Origin of the sequence: Solimicrobium silvestre, assembly GCF_002976435.1 — a bacterium.
Lineage (GTDB): Bacteria > Pseudomonadota > Gammaproteobacteria > Burkholderiales > Burkholderiaceae_D > Solimicrobium > Solimicrobium silvestre.
The window spans coordinates 316,472-342,630 of the sequence record NZ_PUGF01000001.1; the positions used below are offsets into that span (position 1 = coordinate 316,472).

Annotated in this window: 18 protein-coding genes; 12 read left to right on the top strand and 6 right to left on the bottom strand. The window is 47.2% G+C overall.

The window, feature by feature from the left end; translation table 11 throughout:
- Nucleotides 1-26: 26 nt before the first annotated feature.
- A complete protein-coding gene (locus S2091_RS01375; RefSeq protein ID WP_105529977.1) occupies nucleotides 27-1,193 on the top strand; it encodes an efflux RND transporter periplasmic adaptor subunit in 1,167 nt (388 codons plus the stop codon).
- Nucleotides 1,194-1,202: 9 nt separating this feature from the next.
- On the top strand, nucleotides 1,203-4,322 hold the full coding sequence (locus S2091_RS01380; RefSeq protein ID WP_105529978.1) for an efflux RND transporter permease subunit: 3,120 nt from the start codon (nucleotides 1,203-1,205) through the stop codon (nucleotides 4,320-4,322).
- 100 nt (nucleotides 4,323-4,422) lie between these two features.
- Here S2091_RS01380 and S2091_RS01385 read toward each other — a convergent pair whose 3' ends face one another.
- Complete coding sequence (locus S2091_RS01385; RefSeq protein WP_105529979.1) at nucleotides 4,423-5,073, bottom strand: cysteine hydrolase family protein; 651 nt, start codon at nucleotides 5,071-5,073, stop codon at nucleotides 4,423-4,425.
- Nucleotides 5,074-5,166: 93 nt separating this feature from the next.
- Here S2091_RS01385 and S2091_RS01390 point away from each other — a divergent pair, with 93 nt between their 5' ends.
- From S2091_RS01390 to mgtA, 7 genes are all read left to right on the top strand, one after another.
- A complete protein-coding gene (locus tag S2091_RS01390; RefSeq protein ID WP_105529980.1) occupies nucleotides 5,167-6,063 on the top strand; it encodes a LysR family transcriptional regulator in 897 nt (298 codons plus the stop codon).
- A gap of 585 nt (nucleotides 6,064-6,648) precedes the next feature.
- Nucleotides 6,649-7,353, top strand: a complete 705-nt coding sequence (locus tag S2091_RS01395) for an MgtC/SapB family protein (RefSeq protein WP_105529981.1) — start codon at nucleotides 6,649-6,651, stop codon at nucleotides 7,351-7,353.
- Nucleotides 7,354-7,390: 37 nt separating this feature from the next.
- A complete protein-coding gene (locus S2091_RS01400; RefSeq protein WP_105529982.1) occupies nucleotides 7,391-7,744 on the top strand; it encodes a hypothetical protein in 354 nt (117 codons plus the stop codon).
- 395 nt (nucleotides 7,745-8,139) lie between these two features.
- Complete coding sequence (locus S2091_RS01405) at nucleotides 8,140-9,300, top strand: efflux RND transporter periplasmic adaptor subunit (protein ID WP_165794875.1); 1,161 nt, start codon at nucleotides 8,140-8,142, stop codon at nucleotides 9,298-9,300.
- The gene (locus S2091_RS01410) at nucleotides 9,293-12,418 is read left to right on the top strand and encodes an efflux RND transporter permease subunit (protein ID WP_105529983.1); all 3,126 of its coding nucleotides are present in this window, start codon (nucleotides 9,293-9,295) and stop codon (nucleotides 12,416-12,418) included. The genes S2091_RS01405 and S2091_RS01410 overlap by 8 nt, the downstream gene beginning before the upstream one ends.
- Before the next feature lie 16 nt (nucleotides 12,419-12,434).
- A complete protein-coding gene (locus tag S2091_RS01415; protein ID WP_105529984.1) occupies nucleotides 12,435-13,787 on the top strand; it encodes a TolC family protein in 1,353 nt (450 codons plus the stop codon).
- 99 nt (nucleotides 13,788-13,886) lie between these two features.
- The gene (gene mgtA, locus S2091_RS01420) at nucleotides 13,887-16,646 is read left to right on the top strand and encodes a magnesium-translocating P-type ATPase (protein WP_105529985.1); all 2,760 of its coding nucleotides are present in this window, start codon (nucleotides 13,887-13,889) and stop codon (nucleotides 16,644-16,646) included.
- 221 nt (nucleotides 16,647-16,867) lie between these two features.
- Here the strand turns inward: mgtA and cysC are convergent, their stop codons facing one another.
- Entirely contained in the window at nucleotides 16,868-17,479 is a 612-nt protein-coding gene (gene cysC / locus S2091_RS01425) for an adenylyl-sulfate kinase (RefSeq protein ID WP_105530186.1), read from the bottom strand.
- A gap of 546 nt (nucleotides 17,480-18,025) precedes the next feature.
- On the opposite strand from cysC, the gene S2091_RS01430 reads away from it, so the two are divergent.
- From S2091_RS01430 to S2091_RS01440, 3 genes are all read left to right on the top strand, one after another.
- A complete protein-coding gene (locus S2091_RS01430; RefSeq protein ID WP_105529986.1) occupies nucleotides 18,026-19,483 on the top strand; it encodes a Kelch repeat-containing protein in 1,458 nt (485 codons plus the stop codon).
- Between the two features lie 111 nt (nucleotides 19,484-19,594).
- Nucleotides 19,595-19,906: an Mpo1-like protein gene (locus S2091_RS01435; RefSeq protein ID WP_105529987.1), complete on the top strand. Its 312-nt coding sequence runs from the start codon at nucleotides 19,595-19,597 to the stop codon at nucleotides 19,904-19,906.
- Between the two features lie 53 nt (nucleotides 19,907-19,959).
- Nucleotides 19,960-20,568 carry a flavin reductase family protein gene (locus S2091_RS01440; protein WP_105529988.1) on the top strand — a complete coding sequence of 203 codons (609 nt, stop codon included), beginning with the start codon at nucleotides 19,960-19,962 and terminating at the stop codon, nucleotides 20,566-20,568.
- 14 nt (nucleotides 20,569-20,582) lie between these two features.
- On the opposite strand, the gene S2091_RS01445 is transcribed toward S2091_RS01440, so the two are convergent.
- From S2091_RS01445 to S2091_RS01460, 4 genes are all read right to left on the bottom strand, one after another.
- Nucleotides 20,583-21,593 (bottom strand): porin, encoded by a 1,011-nt coding sequence (locus S2091_RS01445; protein ID WP_165794876.1) that lies wholly within the window; start codon nucleotides 21,591-21,593, stop codon nucleotides 20,583-20,585.
- A 213-nt stretch (nucleotides 21,594-21,806) separates the two neighbouring features.
- The gene (locus tag S2091_RS01450; RefSeq protein ID WP_105529990.1) at nucleotides 21,807-22,901 is read right to left on the bottom strand and encodes a porin; all 1,095 of its coding nucleotides are present in this window, start codon (nucleotides 22,899-22,901) and stop codon (nucleotides 21,807-21,809) included.
- A 347-nt stretch (nucleotides 22,902-23,248) separates the two neighbouring features.
- A complete protein-coding gene (locus S2091_RS01455; RefSeq protein WP_105529991.1) occupies nucleotides 23,249-24,466 on the bottom strand; it encodes a multidrug effflux MFS transporter in 1,218 nt (405 codons plus the stop codon).
- A gap of 84 nt (nucleotides 24,467-24,550) precedes the next feature.
- Nucleotides 24,551-26,023, bottom strand: a complete 1,473-nt coding sequence (locus S2091_RS01460; RefSeq protein ID WP_133166838.1) for an NAD-dependent succinate-semialdehyde dehydrogenase — start codon at nucleotides 26,021-26,023, stop codon at nucleotides 24,551-24,553.
- Nucleotides 26,024-26,159 lie beyond the last annotated feature (136 nt).

Genomic DNA, 26,159 nt, shown 5'->3' on the forward strand with positions numbered 1-26,159 from the left:
TGTTCACAACTTTTAATGGAAATAATATGCACTCTATTCAATGGCGCAATGTCGCCCCCCTATTCCTCCTGATTACCAGTCTTGTGCTCTCTGCTTGCAGTACTGAAGATGCCAGCAACACCAAAACAACCGCGGTTCCGGCAGAAGCCGAAAACGATACCGCCTTAAAACTCAGTGAGGAGGAAATTAAAACCGCAGGCATTCAAGTTGCCACGCTACAAGAGCAGCAAATTAATGAACAGATATTAGTCACAGCAACCATCCAGCCCAACCAGAACAAAGTGGCGCAAATCGCACCTTCCGTAGCCGGCAAGGTACGCACCGCTTTAGTTAATTTGGGTGATCAGGTTAAACAAAATCAACCATTGGCGTCCATCGACAGTATTGAAGCAGGCGAAGCACAATCAGCCTATGAACAGGCTAAGAGTGAATTCACTCTGGCCCAGAGCAGTTTCGACCGTGCGAAACAGCTTGTTGCAGATCGAATCATTCCGCAAAAAGATTATTTGCGCGCGCAATCCGATCTGGAAAAAGCACGAGCGGGATTACAGGCCACCAGCACTAAACTTCAAACAATTGGTATCGCTCCACAAAACCAACGTTCCAATTCTTCTTTATTCATGGTTTCCGCTCCGTTTTCAGGAACAGTAATTGTAAAAAATGCTGTCGTCGGTGAGCTCGCGCAACCGGATAAAGCATTATTCACCATCGCTGATTTATCCAAGTTCTGGATTGAAACCAATTTATTTGAAAAAGACTTTTCCAAGGTAAAAGTCGGCGCACCGGCCACTATTACCAGCACCGCATATCCAGGTGAATTATTTAAAGGCAAGGTCACCTATATCGGCAACATGGTGGACAAAGAAACCCACACCGCCAACGCCCGTATTGAAGTCATTAATTTGGATGATCGCTTAAAACTGAATATGTTTGTCAATGCCGCGATAGAAACCAGTTCCACACAAAAGGCTTTACTCCTACCAGAACAGGCCATCGTGTTAATTCAAGGCCAATCTACCGTTTTTGTACAGACTGAACATGGCTTTGAGCCGCGTGCGGTTGAACTTGGGGAAAAACTGCATACGCAGGTGGTCCTAAAAAACGGCATTAATTCCGGTGAAAAAATCGTCACGATTGGCACTTATGCACTCAAGGCAAAAATACTGAAATCACAAATCAGTGCGGAACATTAAGAGGACATTATGCTAAACAAAATTATAGAATTATCGCTGCGCTACAAAGTATTGGTGCTGCTCGCTTTTATGCTGGTTATTTTATTGGGAGGCAAAGCCTGGCGCGACTTACCGGTAGATGCCTTCCCTGACGTTACACCGATTCAAGTCAATATTTATACCGAATCGCCCGGCCTGGCTGCCGAAGATGTCGAAAAATTACTGACAACACCAGTGGAAACGGCCATGGCTGGCTTGGCAGGCGTGGAAGCAATACGCTCTGTTTCCCTGTTCGGGCTGTCCTATGTCAGCGTCAATTTTCATGACAACGTGGATATTTATTTTGCCCGACGACTGGTCGGCGAAAAATTACTGGAAGCCAAAGCGCAGATTCCAGATGGCTATGGCGAACCGACCATGGGGCCGAATAGTTCAGGACTGGGGCAGGTTTTTTGGTACACGATAGAATCGCAAGATCAAAAAATGTCCAACATGGATTTACGTACGCTGCAAGACTGGAACGTACGCTTAAAACTGCGCACTGCAGCGGGCGTGGATGACGTTACTTCCTGGGGCGGCGATGAAAAGCAGTATCAGGTCTTAATTAATCCCAACCAGTTAATCAAATACGGCATCAGTCTGAAAACCGTGATGGAAACCTTAACCGCCAATAATCGTCAGGTTGGCGGTCAATATTTAAATATCGGTCAGGAACAATATCTGGTCAGGGGACTGGGCTTAGTCGCTAATGCCAAGGACATCGGCAATGTGGTGCTAGCTACCCGTGAAGGTTCGCCCATCTATGTGCGCGATGTCGCCGAAGTCAAAGAAGGCGCAGCCTTGCGCTCTGGTGCCATTACCAAAGACGGCAAGGAAGTCGTCATGGGTATCGCCTTGCAGCGGATGGGAGAAAACGCCAAAAGCGTAGTGGAAACCGTCAAGGAAAAAATTAAACTTGCTGAACAAACTCTACCCAATGGTGTCGTCATTAAACCGGTTTATGATCGCACCGTGCTGGTTGACAAGGCTGTTAAAACCGCTGAAAACGCTTTGATCGAGGGATCGATTTTAGTCGCCATTATCCTATTCCTGTTTCTGGGTGAAATCCGTTCCGCGATTGTCGTCATCGTCGTATTGCCTTTGGCTATGCTGATCAGCTTCATGTTGATGCAGCACTTCGGACTGTCGGCCAACCTCATGTCGCTGGCAGGTCTGGCGGTAGGTATCGGGATGATGGTGGATGGCGCAGTGGTGATGGTGGAAAACAGCTTCCGCCTGCTGTCGCATAGCGTCGACAAGGCGACTGGAAAAGCGGTGAATAAAACCCAGCTTATTTTAGCTGCCGGGCGCGAAGTGATGAATCCAATTGCGTTTGCGATTCTAATCATCATCGTGGTATTTCTTCCCTTGTTCTCCTTGACCGGGCTGGAAGGAAAAATGTTCAAGCCGATGGCACTAAGCATTACTTTCGCCATGATCGGCTCCCTGCTACTGACGATGACTCTGGTACCGGTATTGTCGGCATTAATTCTCAAGGCTAAGGAAGAAAAAGACACCTTCCTGGTTCGCCACGCCAAGCGACTGTATTTGCCAATTCTGGACTGGTCGCTGGAAAACAAAAAAAAGGTAGTTACCGGTGCCGTTATCGGCCTGTTCGCCAGCTTGGCACTGCTACCGTTACTGGGAAAAGAGTTTATGCCTACATTGCAAGAAGGCGCGATTTTATTTCGGATCACCAGCATTCCATCGACCTCACTAGAAGAATCAATCCGCATTTCCGAAGTGATGGAAACTACTCTCAATCAGTTCCCTCAAACCGAAGCATCAATTGCCATGATAGGACGGGCTGAAAAAGGAGAAACGGCCGATGTGAATGCAATGGAATTATTGGTCAATTTAAAACCAGTAACTACCTGGCCCAAGAAAATCAGCGTGCCTGACCTTGCCAAGGAAATGCAGGCAAAACTTGAACAGGCCGTGCCCAATGCCGTGATCGCAGCTACTCAGCCGATTGAAAGCCGAATTGAAGAGCTAATTTCAGGAGTACGGGCAACGCTAGCCTTAAAACTGGTCGGTGAAGACTTGAACACCCTGGACAAGGTATCGGCCGAACTGAAAGAAGTGTTGGAAAAAGTACCGGGCGTTGCCGACCTGTCGCTGGAAGCCAATAAAGGTAAGCCGCAATTGGTGATTCAAGTGAACCGGGAAGCCGCCGCGCGTTATGGCATCAACGCCGATGAAATACTCGAAATCGTCCAGGCCGGAATTGGTGGAAAAGCAGTATCAACCGTCATTGAAGGCACCAAACGCTTTGACATCCAAGTCTGGCTGGCCGCCGAATTCCGTCAAAGTGCGGCAGCCATTAGTGCAATTCCGATTCGCACCGAAAGTGGAGCGCTGGTACCGTTGAGCGCGGTCGCATCGGTTGAGCTCGATGAAGGATATTCGTTTATCCGTCGTGAGCAATTGCAGCGTTACGCCGTCATTCAAATGGATGTGGAAGGGCGCGATGTGGACGGCTTTGTGAAAGAAGCTGAAGCCAAAATTAAACAGCAGGTGAAACTGCCGGAAGGTTATGTAATTGAATGGGGCGGCGCTTTTGAAAACCAGCAGCGCGCCATGAGCAAGCTGATGTTAATCATCCCACTCACCATCGGGCTGATCTTCGTCTTGCTGTACACCGCATTCAATTCTCTGAGCTACGCCACCTTAATTATTGCCAATGTCCCCTTTGCCAGCATCGGCGGAATACTTGGGTTGCTGCTGACCGGACAATATTTATCAGTGCCGTCGGCGATTGGATTCATTACCGTTTTTGGAGTAGCAATGCTGAACGGAATTGTGTTGATTACGTTTTTAAATGATCAGCTAAAGCTCGGCTTATCGGTACGTGAAGCTGTACGACAAGGAACCGTTATGCGCTTGCGTCCGGTGTTGATGACGGCCTCAATTGCCATCTTCGGTTTAGTGCCAATGCTGCTCTCTTCCGGTGTCGGCGCCGAAACCCAGCGCCCGCTGGCTACGGTGGTGGTGGGTGGTTTGTTTAGCTCGACACTGCTGACGCTGTTGCTGCTGCCTTTGCTATACGAATGGATTGAGAATCGGAAGAAGAAGGAGCAGGAAGAGGATACGCAACCGGCAACTGACTAAGTAGCCAGCTCACCGCCAATTACCGGCGGTGAGCCGCATATCTAAATCAGCATTGTGCAACTCATCAGAATGCACAGCCATGTCAAGTTCAATAAGTATTTTATGGCGTTAAGCCCCGTAATTGCGAAAGAGCTGCATCGGCACTGGTACTGGTACCGTAGTGATGAACGACGTCAGATAGCACATGCGCACGCTGCTCGGGGGTAAAAGCGGCGGTGGCATCAGAGACAACGATCGCGGTATAGCCCAGATCGTGCGCCTGCCTTAAAGTTGATTCAACACAGACATGCAGCGCAAAACCGGCAATTAATAAGGTATCAATGCCCTGATTACGTAAGTAGCTGTCCAAATTGGAACTGGCAAACGCACTAGCTCCGTTTCGCCCCGAGACAACGAATTCGCCCGTTTGCGGTGTGAAAGGAGGAGTGAAAGTAGCGCCCGTGCCGACAAAGGTGCCAACGCGTGGAATCGCCTCACGCAAACCATACTGTGCCTTGCCTAATTCAGGGTAACCCACGTTGAATTTCAATCCAACATGAATGATAGGCAGGCCTTGTGCTCTGGCTCCCGCGATCAAGCGCTGGCTGGTGAGAGTCGCGTCCGTAAATTGTGAGCGGTCTTGCATTAGCGCATTCAGTTTGCCGCCAGGAGCTAGCCACTCATCTTGATATTCAATTAAAACCAAAGCAGTTTTTTTCCCGAACTGCAGGGCGCATTCCGTGCCGCCTATAGAACCTGTTTTATTCAGCATAAGACCTCCGTTGCGTAAGAATCTGAAGTCTATACAATACCGAATACATCCGATATGGCCATTTTTTGAATCTTAAATTGCAGAAATAGAATCATGCTAGATGATCTCGCACTATTTATTCTTATCGTAGAAACCGGCAGCTTGAACGCGGCGGCGCGTAAAGCAGGCTTACCTGCATCGAATTTAACGCGCCGCTTACAAAAATTGGAACAGGAATTGGGCTACCGCCTGGTGCATCGCAGCGCGCGAAGACTGACAGTAAGCGAGGAAGGTTGGCAGTATTACGAGCAATGCCGCCCTTTGCTGCAAGCACTACAGCAAGCAACACAACAGCTCGGCGACACGTTTAACCAGGTTGCAGGCCGCATTACAGTTTTAGCGCCGGTGAATTTAGCCAATGGCATATTGGCACCCGCGTGGATAAACTTTATGACGCAGTATCCTGAGATCCAACTCGAATTGCAGTTAAGCAACCACACTCAGGATATCCTGGATCACTCTGCTGCCTTGGCAATACGCACTGGCCCACAGCCTGACTCATCGCTCAATCAACACATATTGGGTACAACGCAAGTCTTATTGGTGGCAGCATCGGCCTATCTGGCGAAGCACGGTAACCCAAGCACTCCTGAGGAATTAGAGCAGCACGAACTATTAGTTGCGGAGCCGCTGTCAAATTGGATTGTTCATCACCAGACGAGCGGCCAGCGCCTGCAATGGTCGCCGCAAGCCAGATTTCGAGTCAATGATATTGCGCTGGCTGTAACCGCCGCTGAAGCTGGGCTGGGTATTGTGTTCTGTCCGTTGACGTTATGCGATGCGGGCTTAAAAGCGGGTCGTTTGGTTGAGGTTCTGGCAGACTGGCGCGTTGCACCGCGTTCACTCTATGCTGTTTGGCCGCAACGCCAGGTTCCAGCGCGAGTGCGAGTTTTAATTGATTATCTGGTGCAATTTTGTCAGGGGAATGAATTGCTTGGTGCGAGGTTATGATTGTTTTCTTTGATGAGATAATCATTTGCTACTGCCTTTGCAGCATGAATGGATTAAGAATCATAAGAAAAACAAACCACTCGCTAAATATCGCTAGCTATGTGCAGGCATTGTTATGCGAGCTAACTCAACGTAACAATGAATTGCAATGCGCAGTAGCAATGAGCATTTAATTTAAAAAAATGTTTAAGCGATTGTTGCACATAGCGAGCGGCGTATTTTCTGTTAGATTAAGCATTAAATAAAATTAATCAAAAAAACAATTAAATATTTTATTGACAATGCAGAATCGCATCATTAGAATAGCGGTTTTAGTTTCCAAGGGGGCACTCAGTGAGTACTTGTTCTAGTGATAGTAGTCGATTATCTTTCGGCACCGCTGCTTAATCTCGCCCGCAAACTTCCATCTTGCTGTGCCTGATTTCCCAGGTACGGTGTCTCGGTCAAACTCTTGACCACAAAAATTAATTGAATACTGTTTTTTTATCGTTGAACGCTGCTTAGGCGCGCTTATTTTCGCCTGCACACTCACGATTTACGCAAGTCGCATTGAGTCTCCGCTTACAACAAAGCTAAGGGGCAATAATGGTTTGGTACGAATTCACACTACGGGTGCTATTGGCACTCTTTCTAGGTTCATTAATCGGCACTGAACGGCAACTCCGTCAGCGCATGGCTGGCTTACGCACCAATGCGTTGGTGGCGGCAGGCGCAACCCTGTTTGTATCCACTGCAGGCCTTTCATCTTTCCCGGCAGAAGGTATGCGGATTGCTGCGCAAGTGGTGTCGGGAATTGGTTTTTTAGGTGCTGGCGTCATCATGCGCGAAGGCTTGAACGTACGCGGATTAAATACCGCGGCCACATTGTGGTGCTCGGCAGCGATTGGTGTTTTATCAGGCTTGGGACATGAGGTAGAAGCCGCGATAGGTACGTTCTTTATCCTGATCGCCAATTTTATTCTGCGTGATGTCGCTCAGCGTATGAATCGTCGCAGTGCCGCAGCCGGGCTGGAAGTTGAGCAGGTATATAGGATTAATATTGTTTGCGATTCCGCTGAAGAAGTCCATGTGCGCAATTTATTGCTACACACAATACAAGGTATGTCGCCGTTAGTCTTGCAATCGCTGCATAGTGAAGATGTCATCAACGGCGGCAAAATCGAAGTACGTGCCGATGTACTGGCCGTACCTGGTCATCACAATTTATTAGAGCAGATTGTGAGCCGGGTGAGTATGGAAAAAAGCGTTTCCGTTGTGCGTTGGGCTGTTTTAAACGGCGCATTGGAATAAATTATCAATAAATATTATTAGTTGAAAGGAGCTAATTATGTCTAGAGTTGAATGGATGACTTTTTCACCAGCACGCATTTCTGCTGCTGAAATCAACAATGGAACATCGCAATTGTACAAATTAACCGTGCATTGCAATGACAACGAAAGCCACCGGATTGAACGACAAATTCGATCTGAAAGCCAACAAAACAAACTGGTATTGGTGCGTGCCAATACTCGCCAGCTTGAACATAGCAATTTGGTGTGTGTCACCGTGTTTATTAAATGCGCCGCAGAACTCAGGGCTGCATTAGTAAAGCTGGTACAACACCTTGGATTTGAACCAGTTGTTCGGTCAATTCGCTGGGAAAAAATTGAGCGACTACAGCAAATGATGCTGACCAATTAAGCAATTAAATAACTAAACCACTAAGGAGGAAATATGGAACCAGAGTCTGAATCTATCTTGCGCCAAAGCCATGGCGGATTTACGTTAGCTGACCTTTCCTGTGTAGATTAATCAGCCCTTCCAGATCCGTGTGATTTCACCGTCGATTTTGCAAAGATAATTAACGCACTTCGACCCAGCAATCCTCTTCCTACTTTGGCGCACTCATGTGCTCAAACCCTTGTGCTCAAACCACTCGGTTTGAATTGATCCGGCTTTTTCGCCACATCAATGCGCTAACACTGTAAATAACTTATTCATTAAACATCGAGCTAAAGGCTTGAGGGATTCGTTCGTGGTGTCGCTCTGATGCGCAAAAAAAAAGCTAATAATTTTACAGCTTTAAAGAGAAGAAAATGAATTCGTTATCGACACCATCATCGCTGTCTGGCTTCATCATTAAAACCAGCCTATATGCAGTACTTGGAACAAGTATCATCACAGGCATCAGCGGCTGCGACCTTGTGCAAGCCACAAATTCTAAAGAAACTAAGCTACCAGATTTAATCCATGAAGGCGGTGCGGTTAGCGTTCCTGAGACATCCCCATTACGAAAAACATTACTTGTTGCAGCGGTTGAGTCATTACCATTTGAACGCCCTATTTCTGCCCCCGGCGTGGTCGAGGCTGATCCAACCAAGCTCGTCAAAATAACGCCGCCATTAGCTGGCCGTATTATCAAGATCAATAAAATGTTGGGCGATACAGTAAAAACCGGTGACACGTTGTTCACACTGGATTCAGCCGAACTGAGCGGCGCGCAAAGCGAAGCCGCCAAAGCGCATTCGCAATTGCAGCTAGCGTATAAGAGCCTGCAACGCCAACAGGTATTAGCCGCAGCAGAAATCATTGCGCATAAAGATCTGGAACAAAGCGAGAGCGATTATGAACAAGCCAAAAGCGAAGCCGAACGTACTACTGCGCACTTGACACAACTCGGCGCAAAGCCGGGCAACAGCTCGCAACGCACTTACGATTTACGTTCCCCGATTGCCGGTCGTGTCATTGAAATGAACGGCTCGCAGGGAGCATTCTGGAATGACATCAATGAATCGATTTTAACCGTCGCAGATTTATCTACCGTCTGGATGTCGGCTAGCGTTTCTGAGCAAGACATCGCTTCCGTATTTGTTGGGCAAAAAGCGACAATTATTTTGAATGCCTATACAGGACAAAGTTTTGAAGGCGTCGTGCGTTATGTGGGCGAAGTACTTGACCCGGATACCCGCAGCATCAAAGTGCGGGTTGCCATTGACAATAAAGACACCAAATTCTTACCAGGCATGTTTGCCAAAGTCGTGTTCTCAGGGCAAAAACACAAAGCCTTGGTGGTGCCGCCATCCGCATTAGTACAAAGTGGTTTGTACACACGCGTGTTTGTGGAGAAAGCACCATTTACCTATGAGCCACGGGTGATTAAAACCGGTGCGACATTGGGTAGCCATATAGAAGTGGTCTCTGGACTCACGGCCGGCGAGCGTATCGTCGTGAAGGAAGGAGTGCTCCTCAATGATTGAAAAAATCGTTTCCACGTGCTTTGAGCGCCGTGGCATTACCTGGATAGTCTTTGTGTTTGTTGCCCTGTACGGCTGGTTTAGCTGGAAGCAATTACCAATCGAAGCATATCCAGATATTGCCGACGTAACGACGCAAATCGTGACCCAAGTACCGGGCCTGGGTGCAGAAGAAATAGAAAAGCAAATTACCATTCCACTGGAACGCGCTTTATTGTCCACGCCGGGCATGCATGTCTTACGCTCACGCAGTACTTTTTCCTTGTCCATGATTACTGTCGTATTTAAAGACGGTACCGAAGGTTATTGGTCGCGACAACGTTTGCAGGAACGGATTAATGACGTTGATCTGCCGTATGACGCAAAACATGGTCTGGATGCTTACACTTCCCCCATCGGTGAAATTTACCGCTACACGCTGGAATCGAAAACTCGTGATCTGCGTGAACTCTCCGAACTGCAGCAATGGACTGTTATGCCGCGTTTAATGAAGGTGGACGGCGTAGTTGACGTCGCTAACTTTGGTGGGATCACGACCCAATTTTCACTAGAAATCGATCCCGACAAACTGGTGCAATACAACCTCACACTAGCGCAAATTAAGGATGCAATTAACGACAACAATGCCAACGCCGGTGGCAGCGTCATGGATCGTGGTGAACAGTCATATGTGATCCGTGGCGTCGGATTATTAAGTTCGCTGGAAGACATGGGCAATGTGGTAGTCACCGCCAAAGACGGCACGCCGGTATTAATTAAACACCTGGGTGCAGTTAACTATAGCAACCCTGAACGGCGCGGCATTTTAGGTAAGGATGATATTCCCGATTCGGTATCCGGCATTACCTTGCTACTAAAAGATTTTAATGCTTCTGTTGCACTGGAAGGGGTACATGAAGCAGTACGTGATCTGAATGAAAACCTGCTACCTAAAGATGTCAAGGTAGTGCCTTATCTGGATAGAACCGATCTCATCAATGCCACCATGAAAACAGTGGGCGTGACGCTGCTGGAAGGTTTGTGTTTAGTCAGCATCGTCTTACTGTTATTCCTAGGCAGCCCCAGAGCCGCTGGCATTGTAGCGCTGACGATTCCACTCTCAATGCTGATTGCCTTTATCTTCATGCATCGCTTTAACATCCCCGCCAATCTATTGTCCTTAGGCGCGATTGACTTCGGGATTCTGGTCGACGGTGCGGTGGTTTTAGTCGAAAATATTTTACGCAAACGTGAACAGAACAAAGACAAACCTGTCACCGCCAAGGATGCAATTCAGGCGACCTTGCAAGTGGCGCGTCCAATCTTTTTTGGCATGGGCGTCATCATTGCCGCCTACCTGCCGCTGTTTGCGTTTGAGCGGATTGAATACAAACTATTTTCACCGATGGCGTATGCGGTTGGTTCGGCCTTGATCGGTGCACTGATTGTGACGCTGACCTTGATTCCCGGGCTGGCCTATTTAGCGTTCCGCAAGCCGCGCAAGATATTTCATAACCGTGTTTTGGAAAAAATTACCGACCGCTACAGCCTGTTTTTGAACAAGATGGTAGGGAAAACCCGCTGGGTAATTGTCACCTGTGGGCTGGCCTTGATCGGCGTAGTTGGTTTAGGTGCCAGCATAGGGCGTGATTTTTTACCATATCTGGATGAGGGTTCACTCTGGCTGCAGGTAACTATGCCACCCGGCATTACGCTGGATAAAGCTACTGAAATGGCTAACCAGTTACGTCGCACTACGCTGGAATTCCCCGAGGTTTCCTACATCGTCACCCAAACCGGGCGCAATGACGACGGTACCGATCCCTGGACTCCGTCGCACATTGAAGTTAGCGTTGGCCTGCATCCGTATAACACCTGGAAATCTGGCCTATCCAAACAGGAACTGATCGCAAAAATGGAAACCCGCTACAAACAGTTACCGGGGTATTCCATCGGCTTTATGCAACCGATGATAGATGGAGTACAAGACAAACTTTCCGGCGCACATAGTGATCTGGTGGTGAAGATATTTGGCGACGACTTTGACGAAATGCGCCGTATCGCCAATGACGCGATCAATGCTCTCAATAAGGTGCCGGGCGCAGCCGATGTGTCGATAGATCAGGAACCACCGCTGCCTAATTTGCGCGTCGATCTGGATCGTGCTGCGGCGGCACGTTACGGCATTAACGCGGCGGACGTAGCAGATTTAATCTCGACTGGGATTGGCGGTGCATCAATTGGCCAGATGTACATCGGTGAAAAAAGTTACGACATGGCGGTACGCTTTCCTGAAGCGGCTCGGCAAAGCCCGGAAGCCATTTCCGCCTTACTGCTGACTGCAGCCAATGGCGCCAAAATTCCACTGGCTCAAGTGGCAACGATTAGCTTGTCTTCCGGAGAAAGCATGATTACCCGCGAATCTGCCAAGCGCCATTTGACGGTAAAACTCAATGCTCGTGACCGTGATTTATCGAGCTTCTTAAAAGAAGCCCAAACGACACTGCAACGCGATGTGCACTACGATCATCGCCATTTCCAGATCGAATGGGGCGGTCAGTTTGAAAATTTGGAACGTGCCGAAGCGCGCCTAACCGTAATTCTGCCGATGACGTTAGCCATTATGTTCTTGTTGCTGTTCGGCGAATTCCGCAACCTGCGCCAACCGACTCTAGTGTTATTAGCGGTTCCCCTAGCGATGCTGGGTGGTTTAGCCGCACTACATCTGCGCGGCATGACGCTGAATGTCTCTAGCGCAGTTGGCTTCATTGCCCTGTTTGGCGTAGCTGTTCTCAACGGCGTGTTAATGCTTTCGCAAATAAATCGTCTACGTGAAAACAAGGAACGCGGCCTGATGGAAGCGGTGCTTAGCGGTGCCCGCAGCCGGATCCGCCCGGTATTAATGACAGCCACCGTTGCCGCTTTTGGCCTGACTCCAGCCATGCTGGCAACCGGATTAGGCAGTGATGTGCAACGCCCCTTAGCGACCGTAGTAGTCGGTGGTTTAGTGACGGCAACTCTGCTGACGCTCGTGTTATTACCGGCGCTGTATTACTTGATAGAAGCACGAGTTGAACGCAATGCATTGGAACGGAAACATGCTGTTGATGACAACGACGATGCTGAATTAACGGTCGCTTAAAGGAAAGAGAATCATCATGAAAAAAATTAACTCCAGCGCACGACGCTACCGCCGGTTATGGGCAGCACTAGCCGTGCTGCCGATGCTAAATTCGCCTGCTGTCGCAGAAACCGCGCCGCCTGCCGCGTTCACCGGAACCGACATCCTGTTCAAGCATTATTTGGATGCGGTGGAACAGCATAATTCCGATCTGGCCGCTGAACGTGAAAACATAGTCAGTGCCGAAGCCGGTGTGTCGATTGCAGGCGTCCGGCCCGACCCTGAACTGACCTTTGGCATCGATTCTTACGAACTCTATAAACCACAAAAACCCAATGCATCCACCGCAACCACGGCCAGCATTGCCTTCACGATTGAAACCGCCGGAAAACGTGGCAAGCGCATTAATGCGGCACGCAGCAACGTCAAGCTGGCACAAGTCACGGTAGAAGGCTTTAAGCATGAACTGTATCTACAAGCGACTGAAGCATTTACCGAAGCTTGCCGCAGCCAACAGGCATTACTGCGTCAAGAGGCAACGCTGAAATCGCTTTCCGATGTGGTAAAAATAAACGCTATACGGCGCAAGGCCGGTGACGTTAGTGGTTTGGAATTATCCCAATCACGAGTAGAGCGCGATCAATTTGAAGCGGAAGTCATTTCTGCCCGGGCAGATGCCGAGGCAGCACTTCTCAACTTATCGATACCGCTAGGCAAACACCTCTCGGCACAATTCGGTGATGCACCGCTTAGCTGTGAATTCAGTCGTTTTGAAACGACTGACGAGCCAAGCCAATTGATCCGGCAAGCCTTAACGGCGCGCGACGAAATGTTAATTGCTCAGGCCACTCTGGATCATGCACGCGACAACGCCACGCTGGAACGCGCTAATCGCTACATTGATCCAGTTATAAATCTGGGCATTACCAACACGCCGCCAGTGCATCCGATTTTCAATGACGAAGGTGAAGCCAGCAATGATGTTGCCGGACGCTCCAGAACTCTGGGGCTGACGGTGACGATTCCAATCCCTTTTTCACACATGCAGCGCGGTGAACTGGCGCAGGCTGAATCGACAGTAACGCAAGCCATGCTGGGTCTGCGTTCCGCTCACCTTAAAACTGAAATTGCGGTCAGCAGCGCTTTTGCCCAATTCCAGGCCAAACGTGAAAACGTGCGACGTTATCAGGAATCGGTCTTACTCGATTCCGATCAGGTTCTGGAAGGCATACGCCTGTCTTACCGCAAAGGCGCAGCCTCCCTGCTTGAACTTCTGGATGCGCAGCGTTCTGCTGACGATGCCTACCTGTCTTTTTTACAGGCGCAGGCTGATTTGACTATCGCCACCGTGCAGTTGCAACTGGCGATTGGTCAGCGGCCAACGCTATAACACAGGATATCAAACCCATGACGCTAGCAATACCAACACCAACCTCCATCAGCCTCATTAAAGAGTGCAATTCGAGTGCCATTCATTAGGAGAATATTGATGAACTTTTTTAAAAACCTGTTTGCCCGCTTCTTGCAAACACGACACGCCAAACATCATTTTGAACGTTCAAAAATGCTCGACTCGCTCTCTGGCAATACCGTGTCACGAACTGTTCCTGAACATCTGGCCTTGCATCTACTGCGTTCCGCGCGGGAAGACCAGCGTGAATTAATTGAGCGCTTCAATTCACACACCGATGGCTTGAGTAATAGCGAGGCGGCAGCCATTCGTGAACACAGCGGCCCAAATGAAGTCGAACATGAAAAGCCTTTACCGCGCTGGCATCATCTTTGGCTATGTTACAAAAACCCGTTCAACCTGTTATTAACGGTACTGGCAATTATTTCCTATCTGACTGAAGACCTGAAAGCCACCATTGTGATCGCCACCATGGTCGCACTGTCCACCCTGATCCGTTTCATACAGGAAGGGCGTTCAAACCGCGCAGCCGAAAATCTTAAGGCAATGGTCAGCAATACCGCCACCGTAGTGCGACGCGATACATCCAAGGAAGCCAGCGACATTGCCATGCTCTATTTCTCTGCGCAGATTCATACCCGCCCTGCACATAATATTGAACTGCCGATTCAGCATTTAGTACCAGGCGATTTGATCCTGCTCTCGGCCGGCGATATGATTCCGGCCGATTGCCGGGTGCTGTCGGCCAAAGATTTATTCGTCAGCCAAGCCGCCATGACCGGCGAATCCCTGCCGATTGAAAAATTCGCTGACATCACGGAAGTGAACGGTAGCAATCCATTGGAATTGACCAATATTTTATTCATGGGCACCAACGTAGTGTCCGGTTCAGCAATGGCATTGGTTCTGAGCACCGGCAATCAAACCTACTTTGGCACGATCGCCACCCGCGTCACATCTACCGACCGCGCTCCAACCGCGTTTCAGGCTGGCGTGAATAGTGTTAGCTGGTTGTTGATTCGGTTTGCGCTGGTGATGGTACCGATTGTGCTACTGGTGAACGGCTTTACCAAAGGCGACTGGATGGAAGCCTTTCTGTTTGCGCTCGCCGTGGCAGTTGGGTTGACGCCGGAAATGCTGCCGATGATTGTTACCTCGACATTAGCCAAAGGAGCAGTGCTGCTCTCGCGCAAAAAAGTGATTGTGAAGCGACTCGATGCGATTCAAAACTTTGGCGCAATGGATGTGCTGTGTACCGATAAAACCGGCACGCTCACCCAGGATAAAATTTTTCTGGAACGGCATACCGACGTGTTCGGCAACGACTCTGATGAAGTACTTAAATTCGCCTACCTGAACAGTTATTATCAGACTGGTTTAAAAAATCTGCTGGACCGAGCCGTGCTCGATCATGTAGAACTGCAAACCGAATTGAAACTGGCGCAGGATTATCAAAAAATTGACGAAGTCCCGTTTGATTTTCAGCGCCGCCGCATGTCGGTAGTAGTGTCGGAACAGGAAGACCATCATGAACTTATTTGCAAAGGCGCTGTGGAAGAAATTCTGGCTTCTTGCACCCATGTGCTCGATGGAAAAAACAGTGTGCCGCTGGATGACACCATGCTGCAGCGGGTACTCAATGTCACGCGTGACTTGAATCAAGAAGGCTTGCGGGTGGTTGCGGTAGCAGTCAAAGAAGTGCCGCCAAATAAAATTAATTACTCCATTCAGGATGAAGCGGAATTAACCTTAATCGGTTACATCGCCTTCCTCGATCCACCTAAAGAATCAACTGCTCCGGCCTTGCGTGCCTTGGCCGAGCATGGCGTTACCGTTAAAGTACTCACTGGCGACAATGAACTGGTCACCGCAAAAATCTGCCGTGAAGTGGGACTGGCGGTAAATGGAATGGTGCTTGGCTCTACGCTGGATGACATGAGTGACGAGCAATTATCGACCGTGGTTGAAGAAAATTCGATTTTTGCCAAACTCACGCCGCTGCACAAAGAACGTCTGGTGCGCATGCTGCGCCAGAACGGTCACGTGGTCGGTTTTATGGGCGACGGGATCAACGATGCACCTGCATTACGTGCCGCGGACATTGGCATTTCAGTTGATAGTGCAGTCGATATCGCCAAAGAAGCCGCCGACATTATTTTGCTGGAAAAGAGTTTAATGATTTTAGAGGAAGGCGTGCTTGAAGGTCGCAAGACGTTTTCCAATATGCTCAAGTACATCCGCATGACCGCCAGTTCCAATTTCGGCAATGTATTTTCAGTGCTGGTCGCCTCCGCATTCCTGCCGTTTTTACCGATGCTGCCATTGCAGTTGCTGGTACAAAACCTACTGTACGATGTCTCGCAAATCGCCATTCCCTTCGATAACGTCGATGAAGAACTGATCAAGAAACCACTCAAATGGAATCCCGGCGATATCGGCCGCTTCATGCTGTTCTTCGGCCCGCTCAGTTCTATCTTTGACATCAGCACTTTTGTGCTGATGTGGTTTGTCTTCCACGCCAATAGCGTTGCCGACCAGACGCTGTTCCAGTCTGGCTGGTTCGTAGTAGGTTTATTGACCCAGACTTTGATCGTGCACATGATCCGCACTCAAAAAGTACCGTTCTTCCAAAGCCGAGCCGCCTGGCCGCTCATGATCATGACCGCCATCATCATGGCAATCGGTATTTTCCTGCCGATGGGACCCTTTGCCGACTACATTAAATTGGAGGAATTACCACTGTCTTACTTCCCATGGCTGATCGGCATTTTGATTGCTTACGCCGCGCTGGTGCAATTCATGAAAGGGATTTATGTGAAGCGCTATGGCTGGCAATAAATAACTGCCGTATGTATGTGTGTATGTGATTTTGCAGGGATGATATAGCAAGGGTTTCGCAGTGCATGCATCGTGCCTGCGGAACAAACATCCCTTGGAAGGGATGTTTGTTAACTACCTGAGGGAATTCAGCGGCACGTAGTTCAGCCACATTGCCATGCGCGCTCCAAGCTTCGATTCAAACATCATGGCAGCAAGCTCAATATCGAATACTTTGTAGCTTAACCCACCGATCTTAGCGTCTGATGAAGTGTGACACTCACCAGTTGGGCGATAGCCATTTCTAACGAATACTGCGTTGTATCAATAGTTAAATCTGGTTGTACAGGTGTTTCATATGGAGAGGATATTCCAGTAAACCCAGTAATCTTACCCGCTCGTGCCTGGCTATATAACCCTTTAGGGTCCCGTGACTCACATACATTCAGGGGCGTGCTCACATAAACTTCACGCATGTAGTCAGAACCGATGATTTCACGTGCAATGGCACGATCCGAACGAAAGGGGGATATGAGGGCGGTTATAACAATTAATCCCGCATCATTCATCAATTTAGCCACTTCGGCAACCCGGCGAATATTTTCTGCACGATCTTCCGGAGAAAATCCCAAATTTCGGCTCAAACCATGCCGGACATTATCCCCATCTAATACGTAACATGCACGCCCCTGATTAATCAACTCCTGCTCCAAAGCAAAAGCAAGTGTTGATTTACCAGACGCGCTCAAACCAGTTAGCCATAGTGTTATTGGCGTCTGGCGCAACAAGGCATGTCGTTTTGCGGGGGAGACATCCCCAACGTGTTGCGATATCAATGAAGTTTGCATGACCATCATTTACCTTGTATTGAATTTCATTTCATGACATTAAGGAAATTTTAATAAGTAATTAAATTGCGTGAACGTGAATATATATGCCATGTATTTCAAAATTCAAACGCCTCAATGAGGCATTTTGATTATTGAAAGCCAATTGGCAATGTTCGCACAAAGCAATAATTATTTGCAATAGTTAGTCATATTAAACTTTTAAAGTGCGTTATTCCTTACACAAAACATAATTTAAAAATAACTAAAAGAAAGGAATTATTAGGACGTATGCAATTAATAGGTGATAAATCAAAACTTATTAGATCCATCAACAATGCATATTGTTGACTTCAACGGTTTTGCTAGCTAGGTCATTCCTCTATTGCTTTCAACAATTCCTTCAATTTAAGCGTGAATTATCATTGTTTAACATGGATTCAAACCATTACCTCACACCTACCATTTCAACAATTCCCCTATATCCGCATTATATAAAACTACAATTTTCATATTGACTTTATCCAATTGCTGCCCAGATAATGCCTGTCCTATTCATGAAAAGAATTTACTATGTCTGCAATAAAAGTTAATCGTGTACTGATTGCCGCTGCTGTCGCGGTTTTCTTACTAGTCGGTTGTAAAGGAAAAGGTTCTTCTTCATCCTCATCCATCCCAGCATCACTCACTAACTGGACCTGGGAAGCGGGCACCAACGTAGCGAATAGCATCGGTTCTGCCGGAGCACAAGGAGTGCCATCCGCATTAAATCAACCAGCTGGACGTAGTGGTTCCATGAACTGGCAAGACACGAAAGGTCAATTTTGGGTTTTCGGTGGCTCCGGCGTTAATAACAGCATATATAACGACATGTGGGTATTGAGCCCCTCCACCTTACAGTGGACATGGATGGCAGGAAGTACGAGTGGTACCACAACGGGTACCGCCACAACGACTAATGCTCCTGGCTCACGTAATTCTGCTGCCACTTGGATGGATGCATCAGGCAATTTCTGGATGTTTGGTGGGTACGGAACAGACTCAAATGGTTTAACTGGCTATTTATGTGATATGTGGATGTTTAATCCTACTACCAACACATGGACTTCTGAAGGCGGCTCCCCAACAGGAGGCGGCTCAGCGTCTCCCGCTCCTAGCTTCGGCACAATAAATGTACCAGCTACCTCTAACTTACCTAACCCGCGTAGCAATGCGGCATATTGGACTGAAACTAATCCAACTACTGGCGCAATTACATTCTGGATGTTCGGTGGTCAAGGTTATTTAAATAACACAAGCGGCGTTCAAAATGATCTGTGGACATTCAATCCCAGCACTAAAGAATGGACTTGGGTCGGCGGCTCAAGCACTTTATTAAACGTAGCTGGAATTTACGGCACAGCCGGAACGCCTGCAGCAACCAATCAGCCTGGTTCGCGTCAATCAGCCACAACCTGGACACAGACAACTGCTGGCGTTACAACTCTCTGGATGTTTGGTGGTACCGGCATTGATGGCTCTACTATTAGCCTCAATGGTCAACTCAATGATTTATGGTCCTTTAATACCAGTACTGGCGTTTGGACATGGGTCAATAATGGCACAAACCCAACAAACGTAGCCAATAGCATCGGCGTGTACGGCACCAATGACGTAGCTGCACCGACCAACGTGCCTGGTGGTCGTTCTGGCGCAACTGGCTGGACTGACACATCAGGCAATCGCTGGTTATTTGGCGGCTACGGCATTAACTCATCCGGCACTCTGACTATCTTGAATGATTTGTGGGAATTCCAGATTAATAGTACTGGTGGTGGTCAATGGGTCTGGATAAATGGATCTTATAACGGCAGTGCCACTGGCTATTACGGATCGCCAGGCGTTCTGTCTTCCAGCAATATGCCGGGTAGCCGTTATGCAGCTTCCGGCTGGACTGACTCTGCAGGCAACTTCTGGCTGTTTGGTGGCACTGGATTTGATGCCGCTGGCGTCAACGGTCGCCTCAGTGATATGTGGAAATTTGTGCCATAAGCAAATTACAGTAATTCAGTAATAAGTATTTATCTGGACAAATAAAAACGACCCGGTCACAAAAATGCCCGGGTCGTTTTTTTAACTTCTGCTATAGATTGAAAGGTTTAAATGAACAACGCAACCCGCTTCAACTCCTTTGCCGACTTTTATCCTTTTTATTTAAACGAGCACTGCAATGTAATCTCGCGCCGCCTGCATGTAATTGGTACCAGTTGTGTGTTGTTGCTTAGTTTAACCAGCATCGTCACGCAACACTGGGCGTTACTCTGGCTACTTCCAGTACTCGGCTACAGCTTTGCCTGGGTTGGTCATTATGTATTTGAAAAAAACCGCCCAGCCACATTTAAACACCCTCTGTATAGCCTGATGGGCGACTTTAAAATGTGGTGGCAAGTCGTGACCCAACAACTTAACTGGTAGTTCAATGCGGATGCTGCATTAACAGTTTCATCTTATTCCCAATAAATATACGCATGAATTTTGATCCCCAAAAAATTGAACCACGACATTGCTACCAACTTCTTGTAGGCAGCATCATTCCGCGCCCCATTGCTTGGATCAGCACGCTGTCAGTAGACGGCGTTTTAAATTTAGCACCCTATTCATTTTTCACTGTGGCTAGTTGCAATCCACCAGTACTGCTTGTTACCCAGGTCAATCCATCCAATCAGGCAAATAAAGACACACTGACTAACCTCAAGGCAACCAAGGAGTGCGTGGTAAATATTGTCAGCAACGAATGCGTAGCAGCCATGAATGCAAGCTGTGCCGACTACCCTTCCGACGTGAGTGAATTTATAGCCGTTGGTATCGATACCGTGGCTAGTTTAATGGTTGCACCTGCCGGTGTAAAAGCTACGCAGGTGCGCTTTGAATGCACGCTAAGGGAGGTAATTGAAGTTTCTGCAATGCCAGCAGGCGGCACCATGATGTTGCTGGATGTGGTGAATATTTACGTGAATGAGATGATTCTCCAGGAAAACCAAATTGCACCTGAACTATTAGATGCAATTGGAAAACTTGGTGGCGACTATTATTCAACAACGCGTGATAGTTTCAAGCTAGTCCGGCCAGCACTATAAATTCAACAATAAATTTAAAATACATGCCGCATTCCAACCTGGACTTTATTCACTGTTTTACCCAACACTTGGGTATTCACTTTTGAATTATCGTCATTAATAATGCAGCCGAGAATCGTATATAAGTTCGTGCGCTTGGACAAAGTATGGTTGTAGCCAATCGCAATTTGGCTTGCATTGGCATCATTAAGCAGTTTATTGTCGCGGTAAGTGACATCCGCAAAGATCGAATGTATGCCTAAAGGAACTGTCGCACCCAGCAAATAGCTTTGTGTTTTATGATCTGCACCTTGCGTTGTTTGATCAAAAGCAGCATGAACTTTCACACGGTTAAAATCATAAGTTGCGCCAAGAAAGTGGCTTTTATAAGTGTCGGTATCGACTATGGAATTCGCATTATTTTCTGCATGGTAAGCATAAACCGCTTTTATTGGACCGCTAGCATAACCCAATGACAAACCAACCTGGCTCTGCGCAGCGCTATCACCGGCTTGCTCACCAAAACCATAAGCAACAGCCGCATTAAAACCGCCCAAGTTTACTGGTGCGGTATAAATGACTGAATTATCCATACGATAATCTTTGGATATAAAGTTGGAATTTTTACCAAATAAGGTATTGATATCACCTGCCGAATTATTTCCAAATGGATCTATGCTGCCATACGCGCTAAATATAGGTGTATATTGGCGACCCATGGTGACAGTACCAAAAGTACCGCCCAAACCAACCAGCGCCTGCCGCCCAAACAGGTGACCACCCGAGGTTAAAGTTCCGGTATCAAGTGCAATACCTTGCTCCAACACAAACAAGGCTTTCAAGCCATTCCCCAGATCTTCAGTTCCTTTAAAGCCGAAACGTGACCCAGATTCCATGCCACTTTCCAGTTTAGCGACTGAACCTGCTGCGCTACTATTATCAGCAGAAATACCAGCATCCAAAATTCCATAAATGGTCATAGTCGACTGAGCTGAAGCAAGTCCAAATGTGCCTAATAAGGCAGTAGCAAATACGGATTTTTTCATATTCATATTCCAATCAAAGAAGTCTGGCAAGAGCATCAAAAGAATGTCTCAAAAACTAAGCTGTACTGTTTACTTCGATAGATTTCATTCCACTCAATTAGTATATTTTTTATATATTAATAATTACAACACGAATAACCCTAAAAAGGCAGCCGAAGCTGCCTTTTTGCTTTACACGCTTACTGCTTATGCGCTTTATTACATCACATCAAATTAGAACGAGTGACGCATACCAACTTGGAAAGTGCTTACTGAGTTACCAGCAACGTCGGTATTGATGTATGAATCTTCTTTGTTTTTCACGTAGCTGTACGATGTGTACAGGTTAGTACGCTTAGACAAAGTGTAGGTATAACCAATAGCGTATTGGTCTGCATCTGCATTTTGTACAAGTTTGTTGTCTTTGTGCGTGTAATCAGCAAAAACTGAATGCGCGCCAAATGGAACAGTTACGCCAAGCATATAATCTTGAGTTTTCAATGTTTGATCAGCTTGTTGATTTTGATCAAAAGCAGCATGTACTTTAACTACATTGAAATCATAAGCAGCACCAATAAAATTGGTTTTGAATGTTTCACCAGGTGTAGCTACTGAACCAACTACTGTATCGTTATTTGCTTGATGATAAGCATAAGCAACTGTCAATGGACCATTGATGTAGCTCAATGATGCGCCAACTTGGCTTTGCGCAGAAGTATCGCCTGCTTGCTCACCGAAACCGTAAGCTACAGTACCTTTAAAGCCATACAAATTATCAGGAGTGCTATAAGTAACGGCATTGCTCATGCGTTGATAGCTAGCGACATTGCCTCCAGCCGCAACGGATGTAGTGCTGCTTGAATTACCAAAGAAATTATTGATGTTGGCAGAGAAACCGTTTTGGAATGGATCAATAGAAGCATAAGTTTCATACAAAGGCGAGAATTGACGACCCAGTTTAACTGTACCGAAATTACCACCCAAACCAACGTATGCCTGGCTGCTGAATGTGCCGGTATTGCCGCTAGTTGTTGAAGTTGAAGTATTACTTCCTGTCGTATTGTAACCTGACGAACCTGTATCTAATTGAACGCCTTGCTCTAACACGAACAATGCTTTCAAACCGCCGCCCAGATCTTCAGTGCCTTTGAAGCCGATACGTGAGTAAGATTGCTGACCGCTTTCCAGTGTAGTTTGAGTACCTGCAGCGTTCGCGCCGTTGGTATAACCAACACCAGCATCCATAGTTCCATAAACAGTAACTGATGATTGTGCTGAAGCAACACCGAAAGCGCCTAACAAAGCAACAGCTAATAATGATTTTTTCATATTTGTATTCCCAAAAAAATTAATGACGCATCTGACTAGTTCAACATGAAGCTAGTGAGTCAACCTCAAGCAGCAACTTTATCTTTTCATTTATTGACTATGTTGCAGTAGCAAATAATTTACAAAACGTACACTACATACATAGAAAACATTTAAGATTGATAACAAGATAAAGGCTAAATTTCCTATTTCAAGGGTACTGCTAATGAAATAGTTATTTATTCACCCATTGCTGCAACGCACACCTTTAGGCTGAACGAACTTTATCTTTAGCACTTAATTGCCTCAATTAGTGAAAGTACGTAGTGTTGTTTATTAACAATTAGCTACAATATTTTTATTGACTTTTAAGTCAATAACTTATTATGTGCTTTTTTTGACAGGTGCCAACACAGCATGGCACAACATGAAAATCCGAGCTGCCCTAGGGCCAACCAGATTGGAGAATTTTCCAACACGGGTGCAATCACCCCAGCAACAATCGCACCTAAAAAGGTGACGGCGCAGGACTGACATGACGCAACAATGCCGCGTGTGTTCGGGAATAAGTCCAATGTCATCAGCGTTACTCCAGGAGCTACTAATGACATTCCAATTGCGTAGAAAAATAGCGGTGTTACCGACCAAGGTATAGCCGGAGGGAAAAAGAAGTGATAAATAACATTGCAGCAAGCGGCTCCTGCCAGAAATACATAGCCGATTCGAACTTGCCGAAATAACGAAATTCGTCCCGCCAGGCGATTCGCGCCTAATGCTCCCAAGAAAATTCCAGCCACCATCGGCACGAATTGCCAGCCAAATTGTTGAGAAGTCAGGCCTAAGTGTTGTGTTAAAAACACAGGTGCGGAAGCAACATACAGGAATAAACCCGCAAAATTAAATGCAACAGTTCCTGATTGCAGGTGAAAAGACGGCGATGAGAACACCGCTTTATAACTATTGGTTAATACAGGAATGCTAAATTCCTGACGTTTTTCAGGCGGCAATGATTCTGGTAAATATTTATAACAAAACCAGATTAAAAATACGGTATAAAAACATAAAAATAAAAATATCCAGCGCCAATCCAGCAACATCACTACCCAGCCGCCTAAAATGGGGGCAATGGCTGGGGCAATTGAAAATATCATGGTCACTAACGACAACAACCGCTGTGCTGCAGGCCCTGAATACATATCGCGAATAATGGCGCGCCCCACCACCATCCCAGCGCCTGCCGACAAGCCCTGCAAGATGCGAAATGCCCATAAATAATGAATACTATGCGCCGAAGCGCAGCCTAACGAAGCCACAGCAAAGATAAACAAAGACACCAGGATAATATTCCTGCGCCCTAGCGCATCGGAAATAGCACCGTGCCATAACATCATGAAAGCGAACGACAACATGTAGGCGGTCAGTGTTTGCTGGACTTCAATGGCACTCACATTCAATGACGCTTGAATGGCAGGGAAGGCGGGTAAATAGGTATCGACCGAAAATGGTCCCAACATGGCTAAGGAAGCTAACAGAAGAGCTAAGCCGGTACTTTGCTTGCGTGCTGACGATGCTGTATTAGAAGACATAAACAAATAAACTCATTCATAAACCGTGGACTTGAAGCGCACATGCGGTGCGTTTCAAGTCCGTCGAACTCACTGCGGCTAAAACTAAATGCCGCCCATACACAAATATTTCATTTCCAAATACTCATCCATTCCGTAGCTGGAACCTTCACGACCTAAACCGGATTGCTTTACACCACCAAACGGAGCGACTTCATTAGAGATCAAACCGGTATTAATACCCACCATGCCATATTCCAGTTTTTCAGCTACACGCCAAATGCGTCCGATATCGCGTGAAAAGAAATATGAGGCCAAACCAAAATCGGTATTATTGGCAGCAGCAATCACTTCGGCTTCTGTTTCAAACTTCATCACAGCAGCCACCGGGCCGAACGTTTCTTCCGACATGATTTGCATGTCGTTACTAACATTAGATAACAGCGTTGGCTCATAAAAATAGCCGCCCAAGGCATGTGACTTGCCGCCAATCACCAGCTTGGCGCCTTTACTAATTGCGTCTTGCACATGTTGTGCGACCTTTTCTACCGCTTGCCCATCAATCATCGGCCCTTGTAAAACACCTTCGGTCATGCCGTCACCGACTTGAATTGCCTGTACTTTAGCCGCTAATTTAGACACAAAAGCGTCGTATAAAGAACTGTGTACATAAAAACGATTAGTACAAACGCAAGTCTGGCCAGCATTGCGGTACTTGGATTGCACTGCACCTTCTACAGCGGCATCAAGGTCGGCATCATCAAAAACGATGAACGGCGCATGGCCGCCTAATTCCAATGCCATTTTTTTAACCGTTGGAGCAGATTGCTGCATCAGAATCCGGCCGACCGGGGTTGATCCGGTAAACGAGATATGACGCACGGTTTTACTTGCGCACAATAATTTACCAATTTCTATTGAATTTTGACTATCGGCAGTTACTACGCTCAACACGCCAGCTGGTAAACCTGCGCGACGCGCTAATTCAACTAAAGCCAATGCCGATAACGGTGTTTGTTCGGCAGGTTTAATGACGATACTGCAGCCAGCGGCAATTGCCGGAGCAACTTTACGGGTAATCATGCCGAGCGGGAAATTCCAAGGTGTAATGGCAGCACAAACGCCGATCGGCTGTTTGATCACAACCATCCGTTTATCGGTCCAGGTGGATGACATTACGTCACCAGTCACCCGCTTAGCTTCTTCCGCGAACCATTCAACAAAACTAGCTGCATACACAACTTCGCCACGCGCTTCAGCGATCGGCTTGCCTTGCTCTGCAGTTAAGATATGCGCCAAATCGTCGGTATGCTGCAAAATCAGATCAAACCATTTTCGCAATACTTCCGCACGTTGCTTGCCGGTTTTTGCGGCCCAGGCCGGAAAAGCGACTGCCGCAGCATCAATTGCTGATTGTGCTTGTTGCACATTGGCATTGGCTACATTCGCCAGTAATTTTCCGTTAGCAGGATTACGCACTTCAAACACATTATCCGAAGTGTGCCATTCGTCATTAATGAAAATTTGGGTTTTGAATAAGGTGGGATCGTTTAAGCTAAGTCCAGTTACCGGCAACATGAGAGAAGTCTCCAACATTTTTATTGAAGACAGAAGAATACCTTAATCGGGTGAATTTCGCAGGACAACTGCAGTAAGGTGGGAAGGATAATGCTCTTCAAGTAAGCTTACACATACTCTGCATCACCGCCACTAG